General features: G+C 69.2%; 20 protein-coding genes. 12 read left to right on the top strand and 8 right to left on the bottom strand.

Annotated features, from left to right (window positions below):
* Positions 1 to 8 precede the first annotated feature (8 nt).
* Complete coding sequence (locus tag ASF80_RS18170) at positions 9 to 974, bottom strand: aldo/keto reductase (RefSeq protein ID WP_056313857.1); 966 nt, start codon at positions 972 to 974, stop codon at positions 9 to 11.
* Positions 961 to 2,256 (bottom strand): L-fuconate dehydratase, encoded by a 1,296-nt coding sequence (locus ASF80_RS18165; protein ID WP_056313855.1) that lies wholly within the window; start codon positions 2,254 to 2,256, stop codon positions 961 to 963. The genes ASF80_RS18170 and ASF80_RS18165 overlap by 14 nt, the downstream gene beginning before the upstream one ends.
* Before the next feature lie 134 nt (positions 2,257 to 2,390).
* On the opposite strand from ASF80_RS18165, the gene ASF80_RS18160 reads away from it, so the two are divergent.
* Together ASF80_RS18160 and ASF80_RS18155 are read left to right on the top strand one after the other, a co-directional pair.
* Positions 2,391 to 3,251, top strand: a complete 861-nt coding sequence (locus ASF80_RS18160; protein WP_056313853.1) for a fumarylacetoacetate hydrolase family protein — start codon at positions 2,391 to 2,393, stop codon at positions 3,249 to 3,251.
* Entirely contained in the window at positions 3,233 to 4,003 is a 771-nt protein-coding gene (locus tag ASF80_RS18155) for an SDR family NAD(P)-dependent oxidoreductase (protein ID WP_056313851.1), read from the top strand. Before ASF80_RS18160 ends, ASF80_RS18155 begins: the two co-directional genes overlap by 19 nt.
* Before the next feature lie 39 nt (positions 4,004 to 4,042).
* Here the strand turns inward: ASF80_RS18155 and ASF80_RS18150 are convergent, their stop codons facing one another.
* Positions 4,043 to 5,023: an amidohydrolase family protein gene (locus ASF80_RS18150; protein ID WP_056313849.1), complete on the bottom strand. Its 981-nt coding sequence runs from the start codon at positions 5,021 to 5,023 to the stop codon at positions 4,043 to 4,045.
* A 46-nt stretch (positions 5,024 to 5,069) separates the two neighbouring features.
* On the opposite strand from ASF80_RS18150, the gene ASF80_RS18145 reads away from it, so the two are divergent.
* A complete protein-coding gene (locus tag ASF80_RS18145; RefSeq protein ID WP_056313847.1) occupies positions 5,070 to 5,747 on the top strand; it encodes a FadR/GntR family transcriptional regulator in 678 nt (225 codons plus the stop codon).
* A 24-nt stretch (positions 5,748 to 5,771) separates the two neighbouring features.
* Here ASF80_RS18145 and ASF80_RS18140 read toward each other — a convergent pair whose 3' ends face one another.
* A complete protein-coding gene (locus ASF80_RS18140; protein WP_056313845.1) occupies positions 5,772 to 6,434 on the bottom strand; it encodes a transaldolase family protein in 663 nt (220 codons plus the stop codon).
* A 107-nt stretch (positions 6,435 to 6,541) separates the two neighbouring features.
* Here ASF80_RS18140 and ASF80_RS18135 point away from each other — a divergent pair, with 107 nt between their 5' ends.
* From ASF80_RS18135 to ASF80_RS18115, 5 genes are all read left to right on the top strand, one after another.
* Complete coding sequence (locus ASF80_RS18135) at positions 6,542 to 7,492, top strand: ribokinase (protein ID WP_056313842.1); 951 nt, start codon at positions 6,542 to 6,544, stop codon at positions 7,490 to 7,492.
* A gap of 16 nt (positions 7,493 to 7,508) precedes the next feature.
* Complete coding sequence (gene rbsD / locus ASF80_RS18130) at positions 7,509 to 7,913, top strand: D-ribose pyranase (RefSeq protein WP_056313840.1); 405 nt, start codon at positions 7,509 to 7,511, stop codon at positions 7,911 to 7,913.
* Position 7,914: 1 nt separating this feature from the next.
* Positions 7,915 to 8,718 carry a GntR family transcriptional regulator gene (locus ASF80_RS18125; protein WP_056313838.1) on the top strand — a complete coding sequence of 268 codons (804 nt, stop codon included), beginning with the start codon at positions 7,915 to 7,917 and terminating at the stop codon, positions 8,716 to 8,718.
* Positions 8,719 to 8,789: 71 nt separating this feature from the next.
* A complete protein-coding gene (locus ASF80_RS18120) occupies positions 8,790 to 9,791 on the top strand; it encodes a hypothetical protein (protein WP_157521135.1) in 1,002 nt (333 codons plus the stop codon).
* Between the two features lie 20 nt (positions 9,792 to 9,811).
* Positions 9,812 to 10,870 (top strand): PLP-dependent cysteine synthase family protein, encoded by a 1,059-nt coding sequence (locus ASF80_RS18115; RefSeq protein ID WP_056313834.1) that lies wholly within the window; start codon positions 9,812 to 9,814, stop codon positions 10,868 to 10,870.
* 39 nt (positions 10,871 to 10,909) lie between these two features.
* Here the strand turns inward: ASF80_RS18115 and ASF80_RS18110 are convergent, their stop codons facing one another.
* The 3 genes from ASF80_RS18110 to ASF80_RS18100 all read right to left on the bottom strand — a co-directional run bounded on the left by ASF80_RS18110 (position 10,910) and on the right by ASF80_RS18100 (position 12,164).
* A complete protein-coding gene (locus tag ASF80_RS18110) occupies positions 10,910 to 11,236 on the bottom strand; it encodes a hypothetical protein (RefSeq protein ID WP_157521133.1) in 327 nt (108 codons plus the stop codon).
* Between the two features lie 15 nt (positions 11,237 to 11,251).
* On the bottom strand, positions 11,252 to 11,539 hold the full coding sequence (locus ASF80_RS18105) for a hypothetical protein (protein ID WP_200934840.1): 288 nt from the start codon (positions 11,537 to 11,539) through the stop codon (positions 11,252 to 11,254).
* Between the two features lie 139 nt (positions 11,540 to 11,678).
* Positions 11,679 to 12,164 carry a hypothetical protein gene (locus tag ASF80_RS18100; RefSeq protein WP_157521132.1) on the bottom strand — a complete coding sequence of 162 codons (486 nt, stop codon included), beginning with the start codon at positions 12,162 to 12,164 and terminating at the stop codon, positions 11,679 to 11,681.
* 122 nt (positions 12,165 to 12,286) lie between these two features.
* Between ASF80_RS18100 and ASF80_RS18095 the strand changes: the two genes are divergently transcribed.
* Both ASF80_RS18095 and ASF80_RS18090 read left to right on the top strand, forming a co-directional pair.
* On the top strand, positions 12,287 to 12,799 hold the full coding sequence (locus tag ASF80_RS18095; protein ID WP_056313829.1) for a glycine cleavage system protein R: 513 nt from the start codon (positions 12,287 to 12,289) through the stop codon (positions 12,797 to 12,799).
* 9 nt (positions 12,800 to 12,808) lie between these two features.
* A complete protein-coding gene (locus ASF80_RS18090; RefSeq protein ID WP_056313827.1) occupies positions 12,809 to 13,252 on the top strand; it encodes a GNAT family N-acetyltransferase in 444 nt (147 codons plus the stop codon).
* 44 nt (positions 13,253 to 13,296) lie between these two features.
* Here ASF80_RS18090 and ASF80_RS18085 read toward each other — a convergent pair whose 3' ends face one another.
* Complete coding sequence (locus ASF80_RS18085) at positions 13,297 to 14,010, bottom strand: FadR/GntR family transcriptional regulator (protein ID WP_056313824.1); 714 nt, start codon at positions 14,008 to 14,010, stop codon at positions 13,297 to 13,299.
* Positions 14,011 to 14,176: 166 nt separating this feature from the next.
* On the opposite strand from ASF80_RS18085, the gene ASF80_RS18080 reads away from it, so the two are divergent.
* Together ASF80_RS18080 and ASF80_RS18075 are read left to right on the top strand one after the other, a co-directional pair.
* Positions 14,177 to 15,415, top strand: a complete 1,239-nt coding sequence (locus ASF80_RS18080) for an aminotransferase class V-fold PLP-dependent enzyme (RefSeq protein WP_056313823.1) — start codon at positions 14,177 to 14,179, stop codon at positions 15,413 to 15,415.
* A gap of 71 nt (positions 15,416 to 15,486) precedes the next feature.
* Positions 15,487 to 16,800 carry an ABC transporter substrate-binding protein gene (locus tag ASF80_RS18075; RefSeq protein ID WP_056313820.1) on the top strand — a complete coding sequence of 438 codons (1,314 nt, stop codon included), beginning with the start codon at positions 15,487 to 15,489 and terminating at the stop codon, positions 16,798 to 16,800.

Genomic DNA, 16,800 nt, shown 5'->3' with positions numbered 1-16,800 from the left:
ACGCCGGCTCAGGCCGGGATCAGCCCTTCAGCAGCCAGCTCAGCCCACAGGGCGCCGGGAATCTCGAGCGCCGCGTACTCCGCGTTCTGCGTCAGCTGCGTCGGCCGGCTGCCGCCCACGACGACGGAGCGCACCACATCGGACTGCAGCGGGAACTGGATCGCTGCGGCGGGCAGCGGCACGTCGTGCTCGGCGCACACTCGCGCGATGCGCAGCAGCCGGTCCCAGAGCTCGTCGGGAAGCTGGCCATACTCGTATCGGCCATCGCGACGCGGTTCGCTCGACGCGAGCAGCCCCGAGTTGAAGACGGATGCCGCGACGATGCCCGTTCCGGTCTCGCGGCAGGCCGGCAGCACGTCGGCGGCTGCGGGCTGTTCGAGCAGCGTGTACCGCCCCGCGACCATGATGAGGTCGAGATCTGCGGATCGCACGGAGGCGGCGAGCGCATCCGACACCATCGACCCGATCCCGACCGCGGAGACCTGGCCGTCGGTTCGCAGCTGCTCGAGCGCCGGCAGGGCTTCGGCGAGGGCGAGATCCAGGACGTGCCGCTCGGGGTCGTGCAGGTACAGCAGATCGATGCGCTCGATGCCCAGCCGTTCGCGCGACTCGTCGAGACTGGCGCGGATTCCCGATGCCGAGAAGTCCCACACGCGCTGCAGGTCGTCGGGCACGTGGAAGTCGTTCGCGGTGTCGAGGCCGCCGTCGTGGTCGGGGTTCGGCCGCAGCAGCCTTCCGACCTTCGTCGACAGCACGAATTCGTCGCGCGGCTTCGTCTGCAGGAAGGCGCCGAGGCGGCGCTCCGAGAGCCCGAGCCCGTAGTGCGGAGCCGTGTCGAAGTAGCGGATGCCGCTGTCCCACGCCGCATCCAGCACGGCCCACGACTCGTCGTCGCTCAGCTCGCGGAAGAGGTTTCCGACGTTCGCGGCGCCGTATCCGAGAGCCGGAAGCGAGAGAGATTCAGGCGCCGACATGCCGACCCGTCCACGTGTAGGCGGCGATGCTCTCGGCCTTCATCTCCATGCCCGAGCCCGCCACGGTCGGCGCCATGTAGGAGCCGCCCTGGATGTCGGTGGGAATCACGAAGTGCTCGTGCAGGTGGTCGACGAACTCGATCATCCGGCCCTCGCGCGTGCCGGTGACGGCGACGAAGTCGAACATCGACAGGTGCTGCACCGCCTCGCACAGCCCGACGCCACCCGCGTGCGGGCAGACCGGCACGCCGAACTTGGCGGCCAGCAACAGGTTGGCGATGTTCTCGTTGACGCCCGCGACGCGCACCGCGTCGATCTGCATGACCGAGATCGCCTCGGCCTGCAGCAGCTGCTTGAAGATCACCCGGTTCTGCGCGTGCTCGCCGGTGGCGACTCTGATCGGCGCCACACCTCTCGCGATCTCGGCGTGACCGAGCACGTCGTCGGGGCTCGTGGGCTCCTCGATCCAGGCGGGGTGGAATTCGGCGAGCGCGTTCACCCACTCGATCGCCTCCGACACCTCCCAGCGCTGGTTCGCGTCGATCGCGATCGGGAAGTCCGGCCCGCAGACCTCGCGGGCCTTGCGGAACCGGCGGATGTCGTCGTCGAGGTCAGCACCGACCTTGAGCTTGATCTGGGTGAAGCCGTCGGCCATCGCCTCGCGAGCGAGCCGCTCGAGCTTCTCGTCGGAGTAGCCCAGCCACCCGGGGCTCGTCGTGTAGCCGGGGTATCCGGTGGCGAGCAGCTCGCGCTCCCGCTCGAGTCGACCCGGCTCGGCGGCGCGCAGGATCTCGAGGGCGTCCTCGGGCGTCAGCGCATTGGTGAGGTAGCGGAAGTCGACGAGGCCCACGAGCTCCTCGGGCGTCATCCGCGCGAGCAGCTGCCAGAGCGGCAGGCCGGCGCGCTTGGCCTTGATGTCCCACAGCGCATTGATGACCGCTCCGATGGCCATGTGCATGACGCCCTTCTCGGGGCCGAGCCACCGCAGCTGCGAATCGCCGATGATGTCGCGGAAGGTCGTGCCCATGTCGTCGAGCAGCGGTTCGATCTCGCGGCCGACCAGGTGTCCGGCGAGCGCATCGATCGCGGCGACCTGCACGTCGTTGCCGCGGCCGATCGTGAAGACGAAGGCGTGGCCCTCGACGCCGTCCTCGGCATCCGTGCGCACGATCACGTACGCGGCCGAGTAGTCAGGGTCGGGGTTCATGGCATCCGACCCGTCCAGACTCAGCGACGTGGGGAAGCGGATGTCGGTCGTGTCGAGGGCGACGATGCGGCTCACGGGTTCCTCTCGGGCACGGGACGGATATCCGTGCAGATCTCTTGGAGTGTAAACATCCGATGTCTATACTGTCAACGAGACGGGCCGCCCCGGCGCACCCCTCTCACCCGGCATCCTCACTGATCAGGAGAGACATGAAGTTCGCACGTCTAGGCACCCCCGGTGCCGAGATCCCCGTCCTCGTCGAAGGCGACCGCTATCTCGATCTGCGGGCAGTGACATCCGATGTGAACGGTGATTTCCTCGCCGGCGACTTCCGGGCGCGCGTCGAAGCCGCCCGTGCCGCCGACGAGCTCCCCGTGCTCGACGAGGCCGCCGCGATGCGCATCGGAGCGCCGATCGCCCGCCCCAGCGCCGTCATCTGCATCGGTCAGAACTATGCGGCGCACGCCCGCGAGTCCGGCTCCGAGCCGCCGACCGTGCCGATCATGTTCCTGAAGACGCCGAACACGGTGGTCGGCCCCAACGACGCAGTCACCATCCCCCGCGGCAGCGAGAAGACCGACTGGGAGGTCGAGCTCGGCATCGTCATCGGCGCCCGCGCCGCCTACCTCGATTCGCCCGAGCAGGCCGAGGCGCACATCGCCGGCTACGTCGTGGCGAACGACGTCTCGGAGCGCGCGTTCCAGATGGAGGTCTCGGGCGGGCAGTGGTCGAAGGGCAAGATCGCCCCCGGCTTCAACCCGACCGGCCCGTGGCTCGTCACCCCCGACGAGGTCGACGTCGACGACCTGCAGCTGCGCAGCTGGGTCAACGGCGAGACCCGCCAGGACTCGAACACGAACGACATGATCTTCGACGTGCGCGTGATCGTGCACCACCTGTCGCAGTACGTCACGCTCGAGCCGGGCGATCTGATCCTCACCGGCACCCCGCAGGGCGTCGCGTTCGGGGGCAAGTTCCCCTACCTGCGGGCCGGCGACGTCGTCGAGATCGAGATCGAAGGACTCGGGCACCAGCGCCAGGAGTTCGTGGCATGGGAGGCACAGAAGTGAGCACTGCACTCGACGGACTCGTCGCGATCGTCACCGGTGGAGCATCCGGCATCGGGGCCGCCATCGCCGCCCGCCTGCACGCCGACGGAGCCCGGATCGCGGTGCTCGACCGCGACACCTCGGGTGCGGATGCCGCGTTCGCCGCGTTCACGGCCGATGTATCCGACCGCACATCGGTGGATGCCGCCGTCACGGCCGTCGCCGAGAAGTTCGGCCGCATCGACATCGTGGTGAACAACGCCGGCGTCGGAGCCCAGGGCGACATCACCGCGAACGACGACGACGAGTGGGCACGTGTGCTCTCGATCAACGTCACCGGCATCGCCCGCGTCACCTCGGCGGCACTGCCGTGGCTCAAGGAGTCGCCGAGCGCGGCCGTCTGCAACACGGCATCCATCGCGTCGTCGACCGGCCTGCCTCAGCGCGCCCTCTACAGCGCGTCGAAGGGGGCCGTCTCTGCCCTGACCCGCGCCATGGCGGCCGATCACCTGCGCGAGGGCATCCGCGTCAACGCGGTGAACCCCGGCACCGCCGACACTCCCTGGGTCGGACGCCTGCTCGACTCCGCCGACGATCCGGCCGCCGAGCGGGCCGCCCTCGAAGCCCGCCAGCCGCATGGCCGCCTGGTCTCGCCCGACGAGGTCGCCGCGGCTGTCGCCTACCTGGTGAGCCCCGCCGCGGGATCCACAACGGGAACGTTCATCGAGGTCGACGGCGGCATGGCGCAGCTGCGCCTGCGCCCCGCCGGCTGAGCCGCCGCATCCGCCTGGCTGCGCCGACCGCGACCCCGCCTACGGGCGCTCGCCGCGCAGCCAGCCCAGGATGCCGCGGCGCGGTCGCTCCTCCCGCGCATCCTGATGCGCGGGCCGCTGGCCGATCCGATAGAACTCCTCGGCGTTGCGCCAGAGGATCGCGTCGACGTCGTGTCCACGCCGCTCGGCCCAGGCGATCACCGTGTCGGCCCACCGGCTGCGCGCCGTCGGCTGATAGGTCGGCGAGCCGTCTTCCGGAGCGTGCGGGTCACCCTCCTCTGCGGGGCCGATGACCGAGACCGGCCAATCACTCCCCCACATCAGCTTCTCGACGCCGAACGCATCTGCCGCGGCGTCGAGGAACGGCTCGAGCTGCTCCGGCGACCAGTCGCCACCCGCTTCCCCCGGCAGGCCCGACAGCTTGCACCACACGTGCGGATGCCGTGCCAGATCGTCAAGATCACGCACCCACTCCATCGTCGGCGCGGCCGGAGCATCCGCCGTGCCGACCTGGGGCTTGCCGAGATGATCGAGCACCATCCGCAGTTCGGGCACGGCCCCTGCGAGGCGGGCGATCTCAGGCAGCTGCGAGGCGCGCACGCACGCGTCGAACGACCAGTTCCGGGCGGCGACCTCGCGCGCGCCGGTCACGAACGCGGCGGACACTGCGAGTCCGTCGGGTTCGCCCTGCAGGTTGTGACGCACACCGACCACCAGCGGCTCGGCGGCCAGACCCTCCAGGTGCGCTGTCGTGTCGGTGCCGCGGTCGAGCCTCGCACCGGCGACGATGCCGACGACGCCGACCTCATCGGCCTGATCGGCGACCCATCGCACCTCTGCAAGGAAGTCGTCTTCGATCGTCTCGGCCTGCACGAAGACCGACTTCTCGACCGTGGCGACGTCGATCGGCGAGTGCTCGATCTCGAGCGCCGCGAACTCCCACGCGAGCGGGCCCTCCAGCCAGGTGTAGGTCAGAGCCTCGGGTGACCACAGGTGCAGGTGCGAATCGAGTACGCGCATGCCCCCATCCTGCCGCAGACATCCGATGAATGGCTAGGATGACGCCATGGCAGTGACTGACGAGGCGATCGAGAAGATCAAGGCGATGATCGTGTCCGGCGAGCTGGCTCCCGGTGATCGACTCCCTCCCGAGAAGGAGCTGTCCGAGCGCCTCGGCCTGTCGCGCAACTCGATGCGCGAGGCCGTCAAGGCGCTCGAGGTCATCCGCGTGCTCGATGTGCGCCGCGGCGACGGCACCTATGTCACGAGCCTCGAGCCGCACCTGCTGCTCGAGGCGATCTCGTTCGTCGTCGACATGCACGACGACGACTCGATGCTCGAGATCTTCGCGGTGCGACGGATGCTCGAGTCGCAGGCCACGGGCCTCGCCGCCACCCTCGGCGACGACGACGCGATCGCGGAACTCGAACGCGAGGTCGACTCCATCGACGCGACCGTCAGCATCGAAGAGCTCGTCGAGCACGACATCCGCTTCCACAGCGAGATCGTGGGGATGGCCGGCAACGCCTACCTCGCCAGCCTCATCGAGCATCTGAGCAGCCAGACCGTGCGCGCCAGGGTATGGCGCGGGCTCACCGAGGGCGGCGCCGTCGAGCGCACCCTGTCGGAGCATCGGGCTATCGCCGATGCCATCGCCCGCCGGGACTCGGGGCTCGCGACGTCGCTCGCGACCGCGCATATCGCCGGTGTCGAACGGTGGCTGCGCCAGGCGGCATCCGCCTGACGCCGCGTCGCCCGAGAACCCGACTCAGGCCCCGAGCCGCCCCATCGCCGCGTCGAACTCGGCGGCCGAGCTGTCGCTGACCTCGTGGAACAGCACCTGCTCGATCACGTCGGGTGCTGCGGTGAAGTACGGCACCCCTGCCAGCCGCAGACCGGTGATGTCGTCGGGTGAGCGCAGGCTGGCCGCGAGCACGTTCGAGCCGCTGCCCGCGCAGACCTCCTGCATCCTCGCGATCACGGCGTCGCCGTCGATGCCGGCATCCCGCATCCGCCCCAGATAGGGGGCGATGTACTGCGCGCCGATCGAGGCGCAGGCCAGCGCCTGCGCGACCGAGTACACGGCGGTGACGAGCACGGTCGCGCCGTCGGCCACCAGAGCGGATGCCGCGGCGAAGCCGTCCCGCGTGGCGGGCACCTTCACGGCCACACGATCGCCGAGCGCGCGGATGCCCTCGGCGTTGCGGAGGAACGATGCGGTGTCGCCGCCCCATGTCTGGAAGAAGATCTCGCGGGCACCTTCGCTCGACCAGCGGGCGTACAGGTCGGGGATCTCCGCGGCGGTGCGGCCGCCCCGCTCGAGGATCGTGGGGTTGGTCGTCACCCCGTGCACGACCCCCGCGGCGAGGAGGGAGGCGACGCGATCGACGTCCGCGCTGTCGACATAGAGACGGGGGGCCAACACGGTCATCGGGTCTCCTTGTGCACAACCTGTCGTTACAGGTTCGGATTCGGCTAATGTAATGACAGCCGCGGAGGATGTCAAAGCACCCCGCATCGACGACGATCAGGAGTGCCATGACAGCCGCCACCTCGCCCGATCGCACCGGCGTCGTCATCGTCGGCAGCGTGACCGCAGATGTGACGACCTTCTCGACCCGGCTCCCGGCCCGCGGCGAGACCATCCTCGGAGACGAGTTCACCCTCATGCTCGGCGGCAAGGGCGCGAACCAGGCAGTGGCCGCTGGGCGCTCAGGGGCTCGCACGAGCTTCGTCGGATGCGTCGGCGACGACCTCTTCCACGACCTCGTCGTCGACGGGCTCAGCGACGCAGGGGTCGACCTCACCCACCTGCGCACCGTGCCGGGACCGACCGGCATCGCCCACATCCGCGTCGACGCCTCGGCCCAGAACGACATCGTGATGGTGCCGCTCGCGAACGCGGCGCTCAGCACCGAGCAGATCGACGCGGCACTCGCCGCCCTCGCGCCGACCACATCGGTGCTGCTGACGCAGCTCGAGACGCCCTCGGCCCTCACCGCGCACATCACGACGCGCGGCCGCGAGCACGGCATGACCGTCATCCTCGACCCCGCGCCCGCCGCTCCGCTCGACGACGCGGTCTGGGCGAGCATCGACATCGTGACCCCGAACGAGACCGAGGCCTCGGTGCTCAGCGGCATCGAAGTGACGGATGCCGCATCCGCCGCGCTCGCCGGACGCTGGTTCCTCGACCGTGGCGTCGGCGCGGCCGTGATCACGCTCGCAGGCCAGGGGTCGTGCGTCGTGACGGCAGACGGAGCATCCGTCGTCCCGCCTTTCCCCGTCGAGGCGGTCGACACGACCGCCGCCGGTGACGCCTACGCCGGCTACCTCGGTGCGGCGCTCGCGAACGGACGGTCGCTGACCGATGCCGTGCGCGTGGCGACCGCGGCGGGAGCCCTCGCCGTGACGAAGCAGGGCGCATCGCCGAGCCTGCCGCTGCGCGCCGAGGTCGAGGCGTTCCTGGCCGCCCGAGAAGCCCACTGACACCCTGAGGAGCACCATGCGCAAGACAGCGACGACCATCAATCCCGCCCTCTCTCGGGTGATCAGCGAGACCGGGCACACCGATCTGCTGGTCGTCACCGACGCGGGGCTGCCCATCCCGCCGGGGTCCGAGCGCATCGACCTCGCGTACCGTCCGGGTGCGCCCGCCTTCTTCGACGTGCTCGACACGGTGCTCGCCGAACTCGTCGTCGAGGGCGCGACCGTCTCGGAGGAGGTCGCCGAGAAGAGCCCCGAGGTCCTGGCCGCGCTGCGCGAGCGCTTCGCCGGCGAGGACTTCGAGATCGAGCTCATCCCGCACGTCGAGTTCAAGAAGCTCACGCATTCGGCGCGCGCGTTCGTGCGGTCGGGCGAGTTCACCCCCTATGCCAACGTGATCCTGCACGCGGGAGTGGCGTACTGACATGAACGACTCGATCGACCGCCACTCCGCCGCGCCCATGTACGACCAGCTGCGCCAGCTGATCGTCGAGGGCATCACCCGAGACGGACTGCAGCCGGGCGACCCGCTGCCGGGAGAGCACCGCCTGTGCGAGCGCTACGGCATCTCGCGCACCGTGGTGCGTCAGGCACTGGCCCAGCTCGAGCACGAAGGGCTCGTCGAGCGGGTCAAGGGCAAGGGCACGTTCGTCTCCCGTCCGCGCACGAGCGAGAGCCTCGTGCACACCCTGATCGGCCTCTACGACGACGTCGAGCGGCGCGGCGGGCACGTGCACAGCGACGTGCTGCGCCACGAGCCGACGGTCGCCGACGACGAGATCGCTGCGGCCCTCGAGGTCGAAGTGGGTTCGCCCGTCGTGGTGCTCGATCGCCTCCGCCACGTCGACGGCGAACCCTGGTCGCTCTCGACGACCTGGATGCCGGATGCCGTCGGCAGCGTCACCCTCGACGTCGATCTGTCCGAGGCGTCGCTCTATCGCGTACTCGCCGACAACGGCATCGTGGCGACGAGCGGTGTGCGGTCCGCCGAGGCGACGGTCGCGACGCACGAGCAGGCGCAGCATCTCGGCGTCAGCGCAGGTTCCGCCCTGCTGCGGCTGCGCAGCGTGAGTCGCTCTGCCGACGGCATCCCGATCGAGTACTTCGTGGCGCATCATCGCGGCGATCGCTCGCGTTTCGAGTTTCAGCTGCAGCAGGAGCAGTCGCAGGCGTCGCTGCTGCACGTCGACGGCGAGGGAAGCACCTCGCGCGCCGGCACCGTGCGGTAGGCCAGCGCGCTGATCTGACCTGGGCTGAGGCCGCTAGCCTGAAGGCGGAGCAACGCGTCGCATCGGGCGACGTGAGCAGGGGGGGCAACACCATGGTCGACGACGCGCACTCGAACGGTTCGGATCCGGATGCTGTCATCCCGCCGCCGCCTGCTGCACCCCCCGGCGACCTGGCATCCTCCGTTCCGCTGGCGCCGCCTCTGAGCGGACCGCCGACCCCTCCCGCTCCGCAGCCGCCGGCATCCGGTGGTCCGTACGGACCGCCCGCGCCGCCGCTGCCGCCTTACGCTGCGGCTCCGCAGGCCGGGCCGTCGGGCCCCTACCCGCCGGCACAGCCGACGCAGTATCCGGCAGGGCAGTACCCGACTCAGTACCCCGCCCAGCCCGGCCAGTACCCCGCTCAGCCCGGCCAGTACCCGGCGCAGCCCGGGCAATACCCCGCTCAGCCAGCGCAGTACCCGGTGGGGCAGCAGCCGTCGGCCCCCTACGGTTCCGAGTACCCGTACCCTGCGGCGCCTCCGAGCCGCCCGTCGGGCTCCGGCAGGACCGTCGGCATCGTCATCGCGGCCGTCGCGGCGTTCGTGCTGCTCGTGGTCGTCGGCATCGGGGTGGCAGTGAGCCTCCTGCTCGGCTCGAGCAGCGAACCCGTCTCCGCTCCGCTGCCGTCGGTGACGGCCGCTCCCAGCGCACCCTCCGATGACTCGACCGACGAGGAACCGCCGTCCGACGACGCCGGCGGCGCCGATGCATCCGGGATCGCCGATGTGCTGCAGTCCAAGATCGACGAGTACAAGCAGCTTCGAGACAGCGGGGCTCTGTGGGAGAAGATTCCCGACAGCGAGTTCAACCGCACCGCCGTGTCGGCGTTCCTGTACTTCCTCGTCGACATGAAGTCGGCGACTCTCTGGGGCGTCGATGAGGCACAGGCGCAGGAGTATCAGGAGCGGATGACGATGCTCGAGGAGCGCCTGCTCGCTCAACAGCCGCTCGGCGACGACATCAAGATCACTCTCGAAGACAAGGTCTTCACGTACGACGGCGAGACGGGCGAGGGCGGCTACACCGCCAAGTAGCGGGGCGTTACGCTCGAAGCATGAGCGACTGGACCAGCACCGCGATCGCCCTGCTGGAAGCCGACGCGAACCGCAGTGCCGACACGCACCTGCACCTCTTCCCGTTGCCGCCCGAGTGGGGCATCGATCTGTACCTCAAGGACGAGTCGGTGCACCCCACCGGGTCGCTCAAGCACCGCCTGGCGCGCTCGCTGATCCTGTACGGGCTGGTGAACGGACGGATCACGGAGCATTCGACGCTCGTCGAGTCGTCGAGCGGGTCGACCGCCGTCTCCGAGGCGTACTTCGCGCGGATGCTGGGGCTGCCGTTCGTGACGGTCGTGCCGCGGTCGACGAGCCAGGAGAAGATCGACCTCATCGAGTTCTACGGCGGACGCTGCCACTTCGTCGACCGTGCGGAGGACATGTCTCCCGAGGCGCAGCGCCTGGCCTCCGAATGCCACGGGCACTACCTCGACCAGTTCACGTATGCCGAGCGTGCGACCGACTGGCGGGGCAACAACAACATCGCCGAGAGCGTGTTCAGTCAGCTGTCGCAGGAGCGGCATCCGATCCCCCGGTGGATCGTCGTCGGCGCGGGCACCGGCGGCACGAGCGCGACGTTCGGCCGCTATGTGAAGTACCGCCGCCACGAGACCCAGATCGCTGTCGTCGACCCCGAGGGCTCGGCGTTCTACGACGGGTGGGCGGGAACCGTCGATCCGCCGGCCGGACGCCCCAGCCGCATCGAGGGCATCGGCCGACCGCGCGTCGAGGCCTCGTTCGTGCCGACGGTGATCGACGAGATGATCCGGGTGCCGGACGCCGGTTCGATCGCCGCGATCCGGATGCTGCGCGAACGCACGCTGCACCTCGCCGGCGGATCGACCGGCACCAATCTCTACGGCGCCTTCCAGCTGATCGCGCGCATGCGTGCGGCCGGTGAGACCGGCAGCATCGTCACGCTCATCTGCGACAGCGGCATCCGCTATGCCGGCACGTACTTCAACGACGAGTGGGTCGCGGAGCAGGGCTGGGACCTCGCCCCGCACCGCGCCCGCCTCGACCATCTCCTCGAGACCGGGGTGTGGATCGACTGACCGTGTCGCTCTCTCCCCCGCCGACCCGAGGCGCCTGCCTCACGCGCTGACGTAGCCGCCCGACGAGCTGTCCCCGCTGAGGCGGTAGAGCGGGGCGCTCCCCTTCCCGCGTGCGAGGCTCCACACGCGCGCCGGCCTCGTCCGCTCGGCATCCGTCTCTCCGTATTCGAGGACCAGCGCGGCCGGGATCCGACCGTCTGCGCACTCGACGACGACGAAGCTCGGGCGGCCGAGCCCTCCTGATTCCACGCGCCCCATGACGCGCGACGGGTCGGTGATGCGGGGCGGCGTCGAGAGGAGATCCGACTCGGTGATGTGCTGCACCACGGGACCTGCGCCGAGTGCTGCGACCGGAAGCTGAACCATCGAAGCGATCGACACTCAGATCACACTCACGGATGCGTCATGATCCGACGACCGATGCTGCAGGGCCGCGGCCCACGCCTTCGTATCCGCGAGGTCGTGTTCATCGAGATAGGCGCGGACGACGTCGTGGACCAGGCGGATCTGCGCTTCGGACCCCATCGCGGCCTGCATCATGTCGACCGTCGGCGTCGGCGCTCCGTCGATGCGCTCCAGCGCTTCGCGGACGATGCGCTCACGACCTTCGCGCCCCATCGATCGATCCATCGGCAGTGATCGGCTATCTTTGGCGTGTTCGTGACTCATGTGAGCCTCCTCAGTCAGGGGTGGTGGTGCTTCACGGACAGTGGTGCCGGGGCTGCAACCCCGGCACCACGTTGCCCTTCCAGCGTACCTTGTTTTGAATCACTCAAAACAACTCGCCACGCCTGCGAGGCGAAAGTCGTCAATCGCGCGCGTTCACCCGAGCGCGTCGGGCGGCAGCGATCTCCGTGTACTCGATCAGGAGTGTCGGGGTGTCCAGCTTCACCGCCATGCGGAAGTCGTCGCTCACCGTGAGCGCCCCCGTCACCCTGTCGTCTTTCGCGTGCACGAGGGCGAGCTCGATCCGATCACCGTCCGCGACTGCTTCTCCGGTGAATCGGTAGCCGTCGAAGCTGCGACCCCAAACGGGCAGCGACAGCGGGAACGCGAGTCGTGCGGCGAAGTGCTCGACGTTGAAGGAGTTGCGGGGGATATCCTGCACCGGCGTCTCGCTCCTGCGGGTGTGCGTGTAGCCGTCGTAGTCGTCGACCAGCTCGCCGTCTGCCCGGTGCAGGGTGTAGACGAGATCCCTCGGTGACGCATCGATGACGAAGTGCTCGACTGGCGCGTCAGCACCCTGCCGGAGGGCGACCCGAGCGTGGCACGAGGGAATCAGAGGCCCGGACATCAGCAGGGTGATCGCGCTTACGAAGCGTTCGCTGACATGAGGAACTGTGTCGTGCGGCTCCATCCGTCCACACTAGCCGCGCGTATTCGTCGGGAATCCAGAACGCACCCTACGCTGGCCGCATGACTACTCTCATCCTCACTGTCGCGGGTGCTGACCGCCCCGGTCTCGTCGCAGCCGTCGCCGATGTCGTCGATGCCCACAGCGGCAACTGGGAGAACAGCTCGCTCGCCGAGCTCGCCGGCACCTTCGCGGGCGTGATCGAGGTCTCGGTCGCCCCCGAGCACTCGGAGGGCCTGCAGACCGCACTCCGCGAGCTGCAGGGCCAGGGACTTCTGACACTCGCCGTCCTCACCGGCACGCCCACGGCAGACGCCGAGGCGCAGGTGCTCGAGATCCGGATTCTCGGCAACGACCGCTCCGGCATCGTCCGCGAGGTGTCGAACGTGCTGAACGCGCATGAACTCAGCATCGAGGAACTGGCGACCGAGACCCGGGACGCCGCCATGGCCGGCGGACGCCTGTTCGAGGCATCCGTGATCGCCCGGGTTCCGGCATCCGTCGACCTCGATGCGCTGCGTCGCGACCTCGAGCGCATCGCCACCGAGATCCAGGTCGACATCACCCTCGCCTGACTGCCGCGCATGGCCGACGGAATCACCATCTCGATCGCTGAGCACCTCACGCAGAGCGACCTCGACACGATCGAGACCCTTCTCCCCCAGCTCTCATCGACCGCTCGATTCGATGCGGAACGGGTGGTGTCGCTGCTCGATGCGCAGAACACAGACCTCTATGTCGCGCGCGAGTCAGGGCGGATCGTGGGGATGGCCACGCTCGCGACCGCGCCCCTCGTCACCGGCTGGCACGGCAGCATCGAAGACGTCGTGGTCGATCAGAGCGCCCGCGGGCAGGGCATCGCCCGTCTGCTGCTCGAGGCGATCATCGACGAGGCACAGCGGCGGGGGCTGACCACACTCGATCTGACGTCCCGTCCGTCTCGCGAATCCGCACTGCGCCTCTACGAGTCGGTCGGCTTCGTGCGCCGCGACACGAACGTGCTGCGCTTCGGCTCCCGGTCGAGCTGAAAGACCGCCCGATCAGCCGACCTCGTCCCGGACACGAGCCCAGGTCACTCGGCGTCAGGCGCAGTCACGGGCGCCGGCGCATCCGTGTCGGTGTACCGCCGCACCCAGTACTCGGTCTGCGCGACGTGAGCGGATGCCGCAGCCGATGCCGCGACCGGATCCGCCGCCGCGAGTCCGCGGAGGATCGCCCGGTGCCCGGCATCCGAGTGGAGCTTCAGCTCGGCGGCATCCGCGGCATCCGGAATCCGGTAGGCCCGCGACCGTGAGCGCAGCACGTCGATGAGGCTCGTGAGGGCGTCGTTGCCCGCGACCTCCGAGATCGTCATGTGAAAGGCGTGGTCGAGCCGCGAGTGGTCCTCGAAATCGTCGCTGGCTTCGATCTCGTCGAGAACTTCGCTGAGCTCCTCGATCGTCGACGCGTCGATGCGGGCTGCGGCGAGCGCGGCCGCGTGCGGTTCGAGCACGCGACGGAGCTCCGTGAGTTCGAGCACCCCCGCCATGGGCAGCAGCCCGACCGTGAGCGACAGGCTGCCGATGAGGTCGGCGGCGCGCAGCTCGCTGACGTAGCTGCCCGAGCCGTGTCTCGTGTCGAGCACGCCGAGGGCGGCCAGCATCCGGATGGCCTCTCGCAGCGAACCGCGTGAGACTCCGAGCGTCTCGCACAGCTCCCCCTCGCTGGGAAGGCGATCACCGGGGCGCAGAGCGCCGTCGGCGATCAGCGTGCGCAGCCCGTGCAGAGCCGTGTCCAAAGCGCTCATGGTCATCCTCCCGACACCGCCCGATCCCCCTGCTGAGTCTGTCGGATGCAGGGCCTTCATCAAATTCGTATGACAACTATGTTTCATCCTCACCTTTTCGTAGCGATTTGGGAACCTGTGTGGCAAAGTTGTGCAACAACTCCCCCTGACGCACCGACGAGGACCGATGCCCGCACCAGCTTTCCCCGCACCGCTCACGCTGAACTCCGGCATGCGAGCCCGTGACGCGTGGCCCCTCGATCCCGACGTGATCCACCTCAACCACGGCTCGTTCGGCGCCGTGCCCACGGCGGTCGTCGAGCAGCAGGATGCTCTGCGTCGCCGCGCCGACCTGAGCCCGGTCGAGTGGTTCCCCCGCATCGCCGAGCGGGTGCGCGCCGCCCGCGAGCGCACCGCTCCGTTCGTGGGTGCCTATGCCGAGGACAGCGCCTTCGTGCCCAACGCCTCCGCCGCGGCGACCGTGATCTACAACGCCCTGCGCCTCGAGCGCGGCGACGAGATCCTCGTCACCGACCAGGGCTACGGTGCGATCACAATGGGCGCGCAGCGCCTGGCCCGCCGCTTCGGAGCATCCGTCCGCGCCGTCGAGCTGCCGCTGCTCGCCTCCGACGACGAGGTCGTGCAGCGCTTCGCCGACGCGCTCACCCCGAGCACCCGCCTGATCGTGGTCGACCAGATCACCTCCCCCACCGCCCGGATGCTGCCGACCCGCCGCATCGCCGAACTCGCCGCCGAGCGCGGTGTCCGCACGCTCGTCGACGGCGCCCATGCCCCGGGCCTCGTGCCGGATGCCGCCGCGGTCGCCGGCGGCGACTGGTGGTTCGGCAACCTGCACAAGTGGCCTTGCGCCCCGCGCGGCTCGGCGCTGCTCGTCACGAACGCGCCCGACCGCGACGAACTCTGGCCGCTGATCGACTCGTGGGCGGCGAACGAGCCCTACCCCGAGCGCTTCGACACCCAGGGCACGATCGACGCGACGACCTATCTCGCCACCCCCGCCTCGATCGAGTTCATCGAGGCCGAGTTCGGCTGGCACAACGCCCGACTGGCGATGGCGCAGATGGCGGATGCCGGCGCCGAGATCATCGCCGAAGGCCTGCGCCCCTACGGCGACGAAGACCCCCTCACCCCGCTGCCCTCGCCCGTGCCGTCGATGCGCCTCGTGCGGCTGCCGCTCGGACTCGGCTCGACCCGCGAAGAGGCCGATGCCCTGCGCATGGACCTGCTCGACGAGACCGGCGTCGAGACCGCGTTCACGAGCTTCCGCGGCATCGGCTACTTCCGCCTGTCGGCGCACCTGTACACCGAGGCCTCGGACTTCGAGACCTTCGTCGAGCGCTGCATCCCGCAGATCCTCCGCCGAGCCGGCATCCGCACCGGCGCCGACTCCCTCATCGTCCCCTGACCCGCTCCACCCCGACCCACCACCATCACCACCCGACACCACCATCACCATCACCAACTGAGAGGCACCTCGTGAAGAAGAACAGAATCTTGACGACCGCCGCGGGATTCGGCACCGTCGCCGTCCTCGCGCTCACCGGCTGTTCCGCAGGCGGCGGCGAATCCGCCGACGGCACCGTCACCCTGCAGATGGTCGAGAGCCTGACCAACCCGGCGCGCACCGACCTGCTGCGCGGTCTGCTCGACGAGTTCGAGGCCGACAACCCCAAGATCAAGGTCAACCTCGTCTCGCCGCCCACCGAGCAGGCCGACGCGAAGATCCAGCAGATGCTGCAGTCCGGAAAGGGCGTCGACGTCCTCGAGGTCCGCGACATCACGGTCGGCCCGTTCGCGAACAACGGCTGGCTGCACGACATCTCGGGCGATCTCGAGAAGTGGGACCGCTGGGATGCACTGACCGACAACGCACAGTCCGCCTCGGTGGCCGCCGACGGCAAGAGCTACTTCGTGCCCTACGGCTTCTACGGCCTGTCGCTGTTCTACCGCACCGACCTGGTCGAGGAGGCCGGCTTCGACGGCCCGCCGCACAGCTGGAAGGACCTCCTCGAGCAGGCCAGCGCCATCCAGGACCCGTCGAACAACATCTACGGCTACGCGTTCCGCGGCGGTCAGAACGCGAACAGCAACGTCGTCGCGGCGATCGAGGCGTACACGATCGACGGCCTCGACGTCGATGACGCATTCCTGATGGAGGACGGCTCGACGATCTTCGCCGCCCCGGAGGCCCAGGAGGCGGTCGACGACTACTTCGACCTCTTCAAGGAGGCATCCCCGCCCTCTGCCGTCTCGTGGGGCTACCCCGAGATGGTCGCCGGCTTCACCAACGGCACCACAGCATTCCTGCTGCAGGACCCCGAGGTCATCGCCACAGTGCAGGACTCGTCGCTGACCGAGGACCAGTGGGACACCGCCCCGCTGCTCGTGGGCCCGTCGGGCAAGGCCGCGCAGCCGCTGGCCGTCGCCGGCTGGGGCGTCGCCGAGAACAGCGAGCACCAGGATGCCGCGGTCAAGCTCGTCGAGTTCCTCTCGTCGGCCGAGCCCGCCACCGAGTTCGCACAGGCGAACAGCCTCGTGCCGATCATCTCGGAGGCAGCGGATGACGAGTTCTACTCGACCGGCCCGTGGACGAGCTACGTCACGATGACCGAAGACCCCGAGACATACGTCAACGTGCAGCAGCCGCGCGGGGTCAGCTGGTGGACCGAGTGGATCCAGAAGTCCGACCAGGACGTGCAGAACGTGCTGCTCGGCAACATGTCGACCACCGAGCTGCTCGAGTCGTGGGACACCTTCTGGACCGAGAAGTACGCTGCGGAAAAGGGCTGA

It is taken from the genome of Microbacterium sp. Leaf159 (assembly GCF_001423615.1).
Taxonomy (GTDB): domain Bacteria; phylum Actinomycetota; class Actinomycetes; order Actinomycetales; family Microbacteriaceae; genus Microbacterium.
This window is presented reverse-complemented; position numbering and strand designations above follow the sequence as displayed.

Bases quoted from the DNA above. Each gene is read 5' to 3' on its own strand.
- rbsD (WP_056313840.1), top strand. From the start codon at position 7,509: ATGCGCAAGACAGCGACGACCATCAATCCCGCCCTCTCTCGGGTGATC.
- ASF80_RS18140 (WP_056313845.1), bottom strand. From the start codon at position 6,434: ATGACCGTGTTGGCCCCCCGTCTCTATGTCGACAGCGCGGACGTCGAT.
- ASF80_RS18155 (WP_056313851.1), top strand. From the start codon at position 3,233: ATGGGAGGCACAGAAGTGAGCACTGCACTCGACGGACTCGTCGCGATC.
- ASF80_RS18135 (WP_056313842.1), top strand. From the start codon at position 6,542: ATGACAGCCGCCACCTCGCCCGATCGCACCGGCGTCGTCATCGTCGGC.
- ASF80_RS18085 (WP_056313824.1), bottom strand. From the start codon at position 14,010: ATGAGCGCTTTGGACACGGCTCTGCACGGGCTGCGCACGCTGATCGCC.
- ASF80_RS18115 (WP_056313834.1), top strand. From the start codon at position 9,812: ATGAGCGACTGGACCAGCACCGCGATCGCCCTGCTGGAAGCCGACGCG.
- ASF80_RS18110 (WP_157521133.1), bottom strand. From the start codon at position 11,236: ATGGTTCAGCTTCCGGTCGCAGCACTCGGCGCAGGTCCCGTGGTGCAG.
- ASF80_RS18090 (WP_056313827.1), top strand. From the start codon at position 12,809: ATGGCCGACGGAATCACCATCTCGATCGCTGAGCACCTCACGCAGAGC.
- ASF80_RS18145 (WP_056313847.1), top strand. From the start codon at position 5,070: ATGGCAGTGACTGACGAGGCGATCGAGAAGATCAAGGCGATGATCGTG.
- ASF80_RS18095 (WP_056313829.1), top strand. From the start codon at position 12,287: ATGACTACTCTCATCCTCACTGTCGCGGGTGCTGACCGCCCCGGTCTC.
- ASF80_RS18170 (WP_056313857.1), bottom strand. From the start codon at position 974: ATGTCGGCGCCTGAATCTCTCTCGCTTCCGGCTCTCGGATACGGCGCC.
- ASF80_RS18105 (WP_200934840.1), bottom strand. From the start codon at position 11,539: ATGAGTCACGAACACGCCAAAGATAGCCGATCACTGCCGATGGATCGA.
- ASF80_RS18080 (WP_056313823.1), top strand. From the start codon at position 14,177: ATGCCCGCACCAGCTTTCCCCGCACCGCTCACGCTGAACTCCGGCATG.
- ASF80_RS18125 (WP_056313838.1), top strand. From the start codon at position 7,915: ATGAACGACTCGATCGACCGCCACTCCGCCGCGCCCATGTACGACCAG.
- ASF80_RS18100 (WP_157521132.1), bottom strand. From the start codon at position 12,164: ATGTCCGGGCCTCTGATTCCCTCGTGCCACGCTCGGGTCGCCCTCCGG.
- ASF80_RS18150 (WP_056313849.1), bottom strand. From the start codon at position 5,023: ATGCGCGTACTCGATTCGCACCTGCACCTGTGGTCACCCGAGGCTCTG.
- ASF80_RS18160 (WP_056313853.1), top strand. From the start codon at position 2,391: ATGAAGTTCGCACGTCTAGGCACCCCCGGTGCCGAGATCCCCGTCCTC.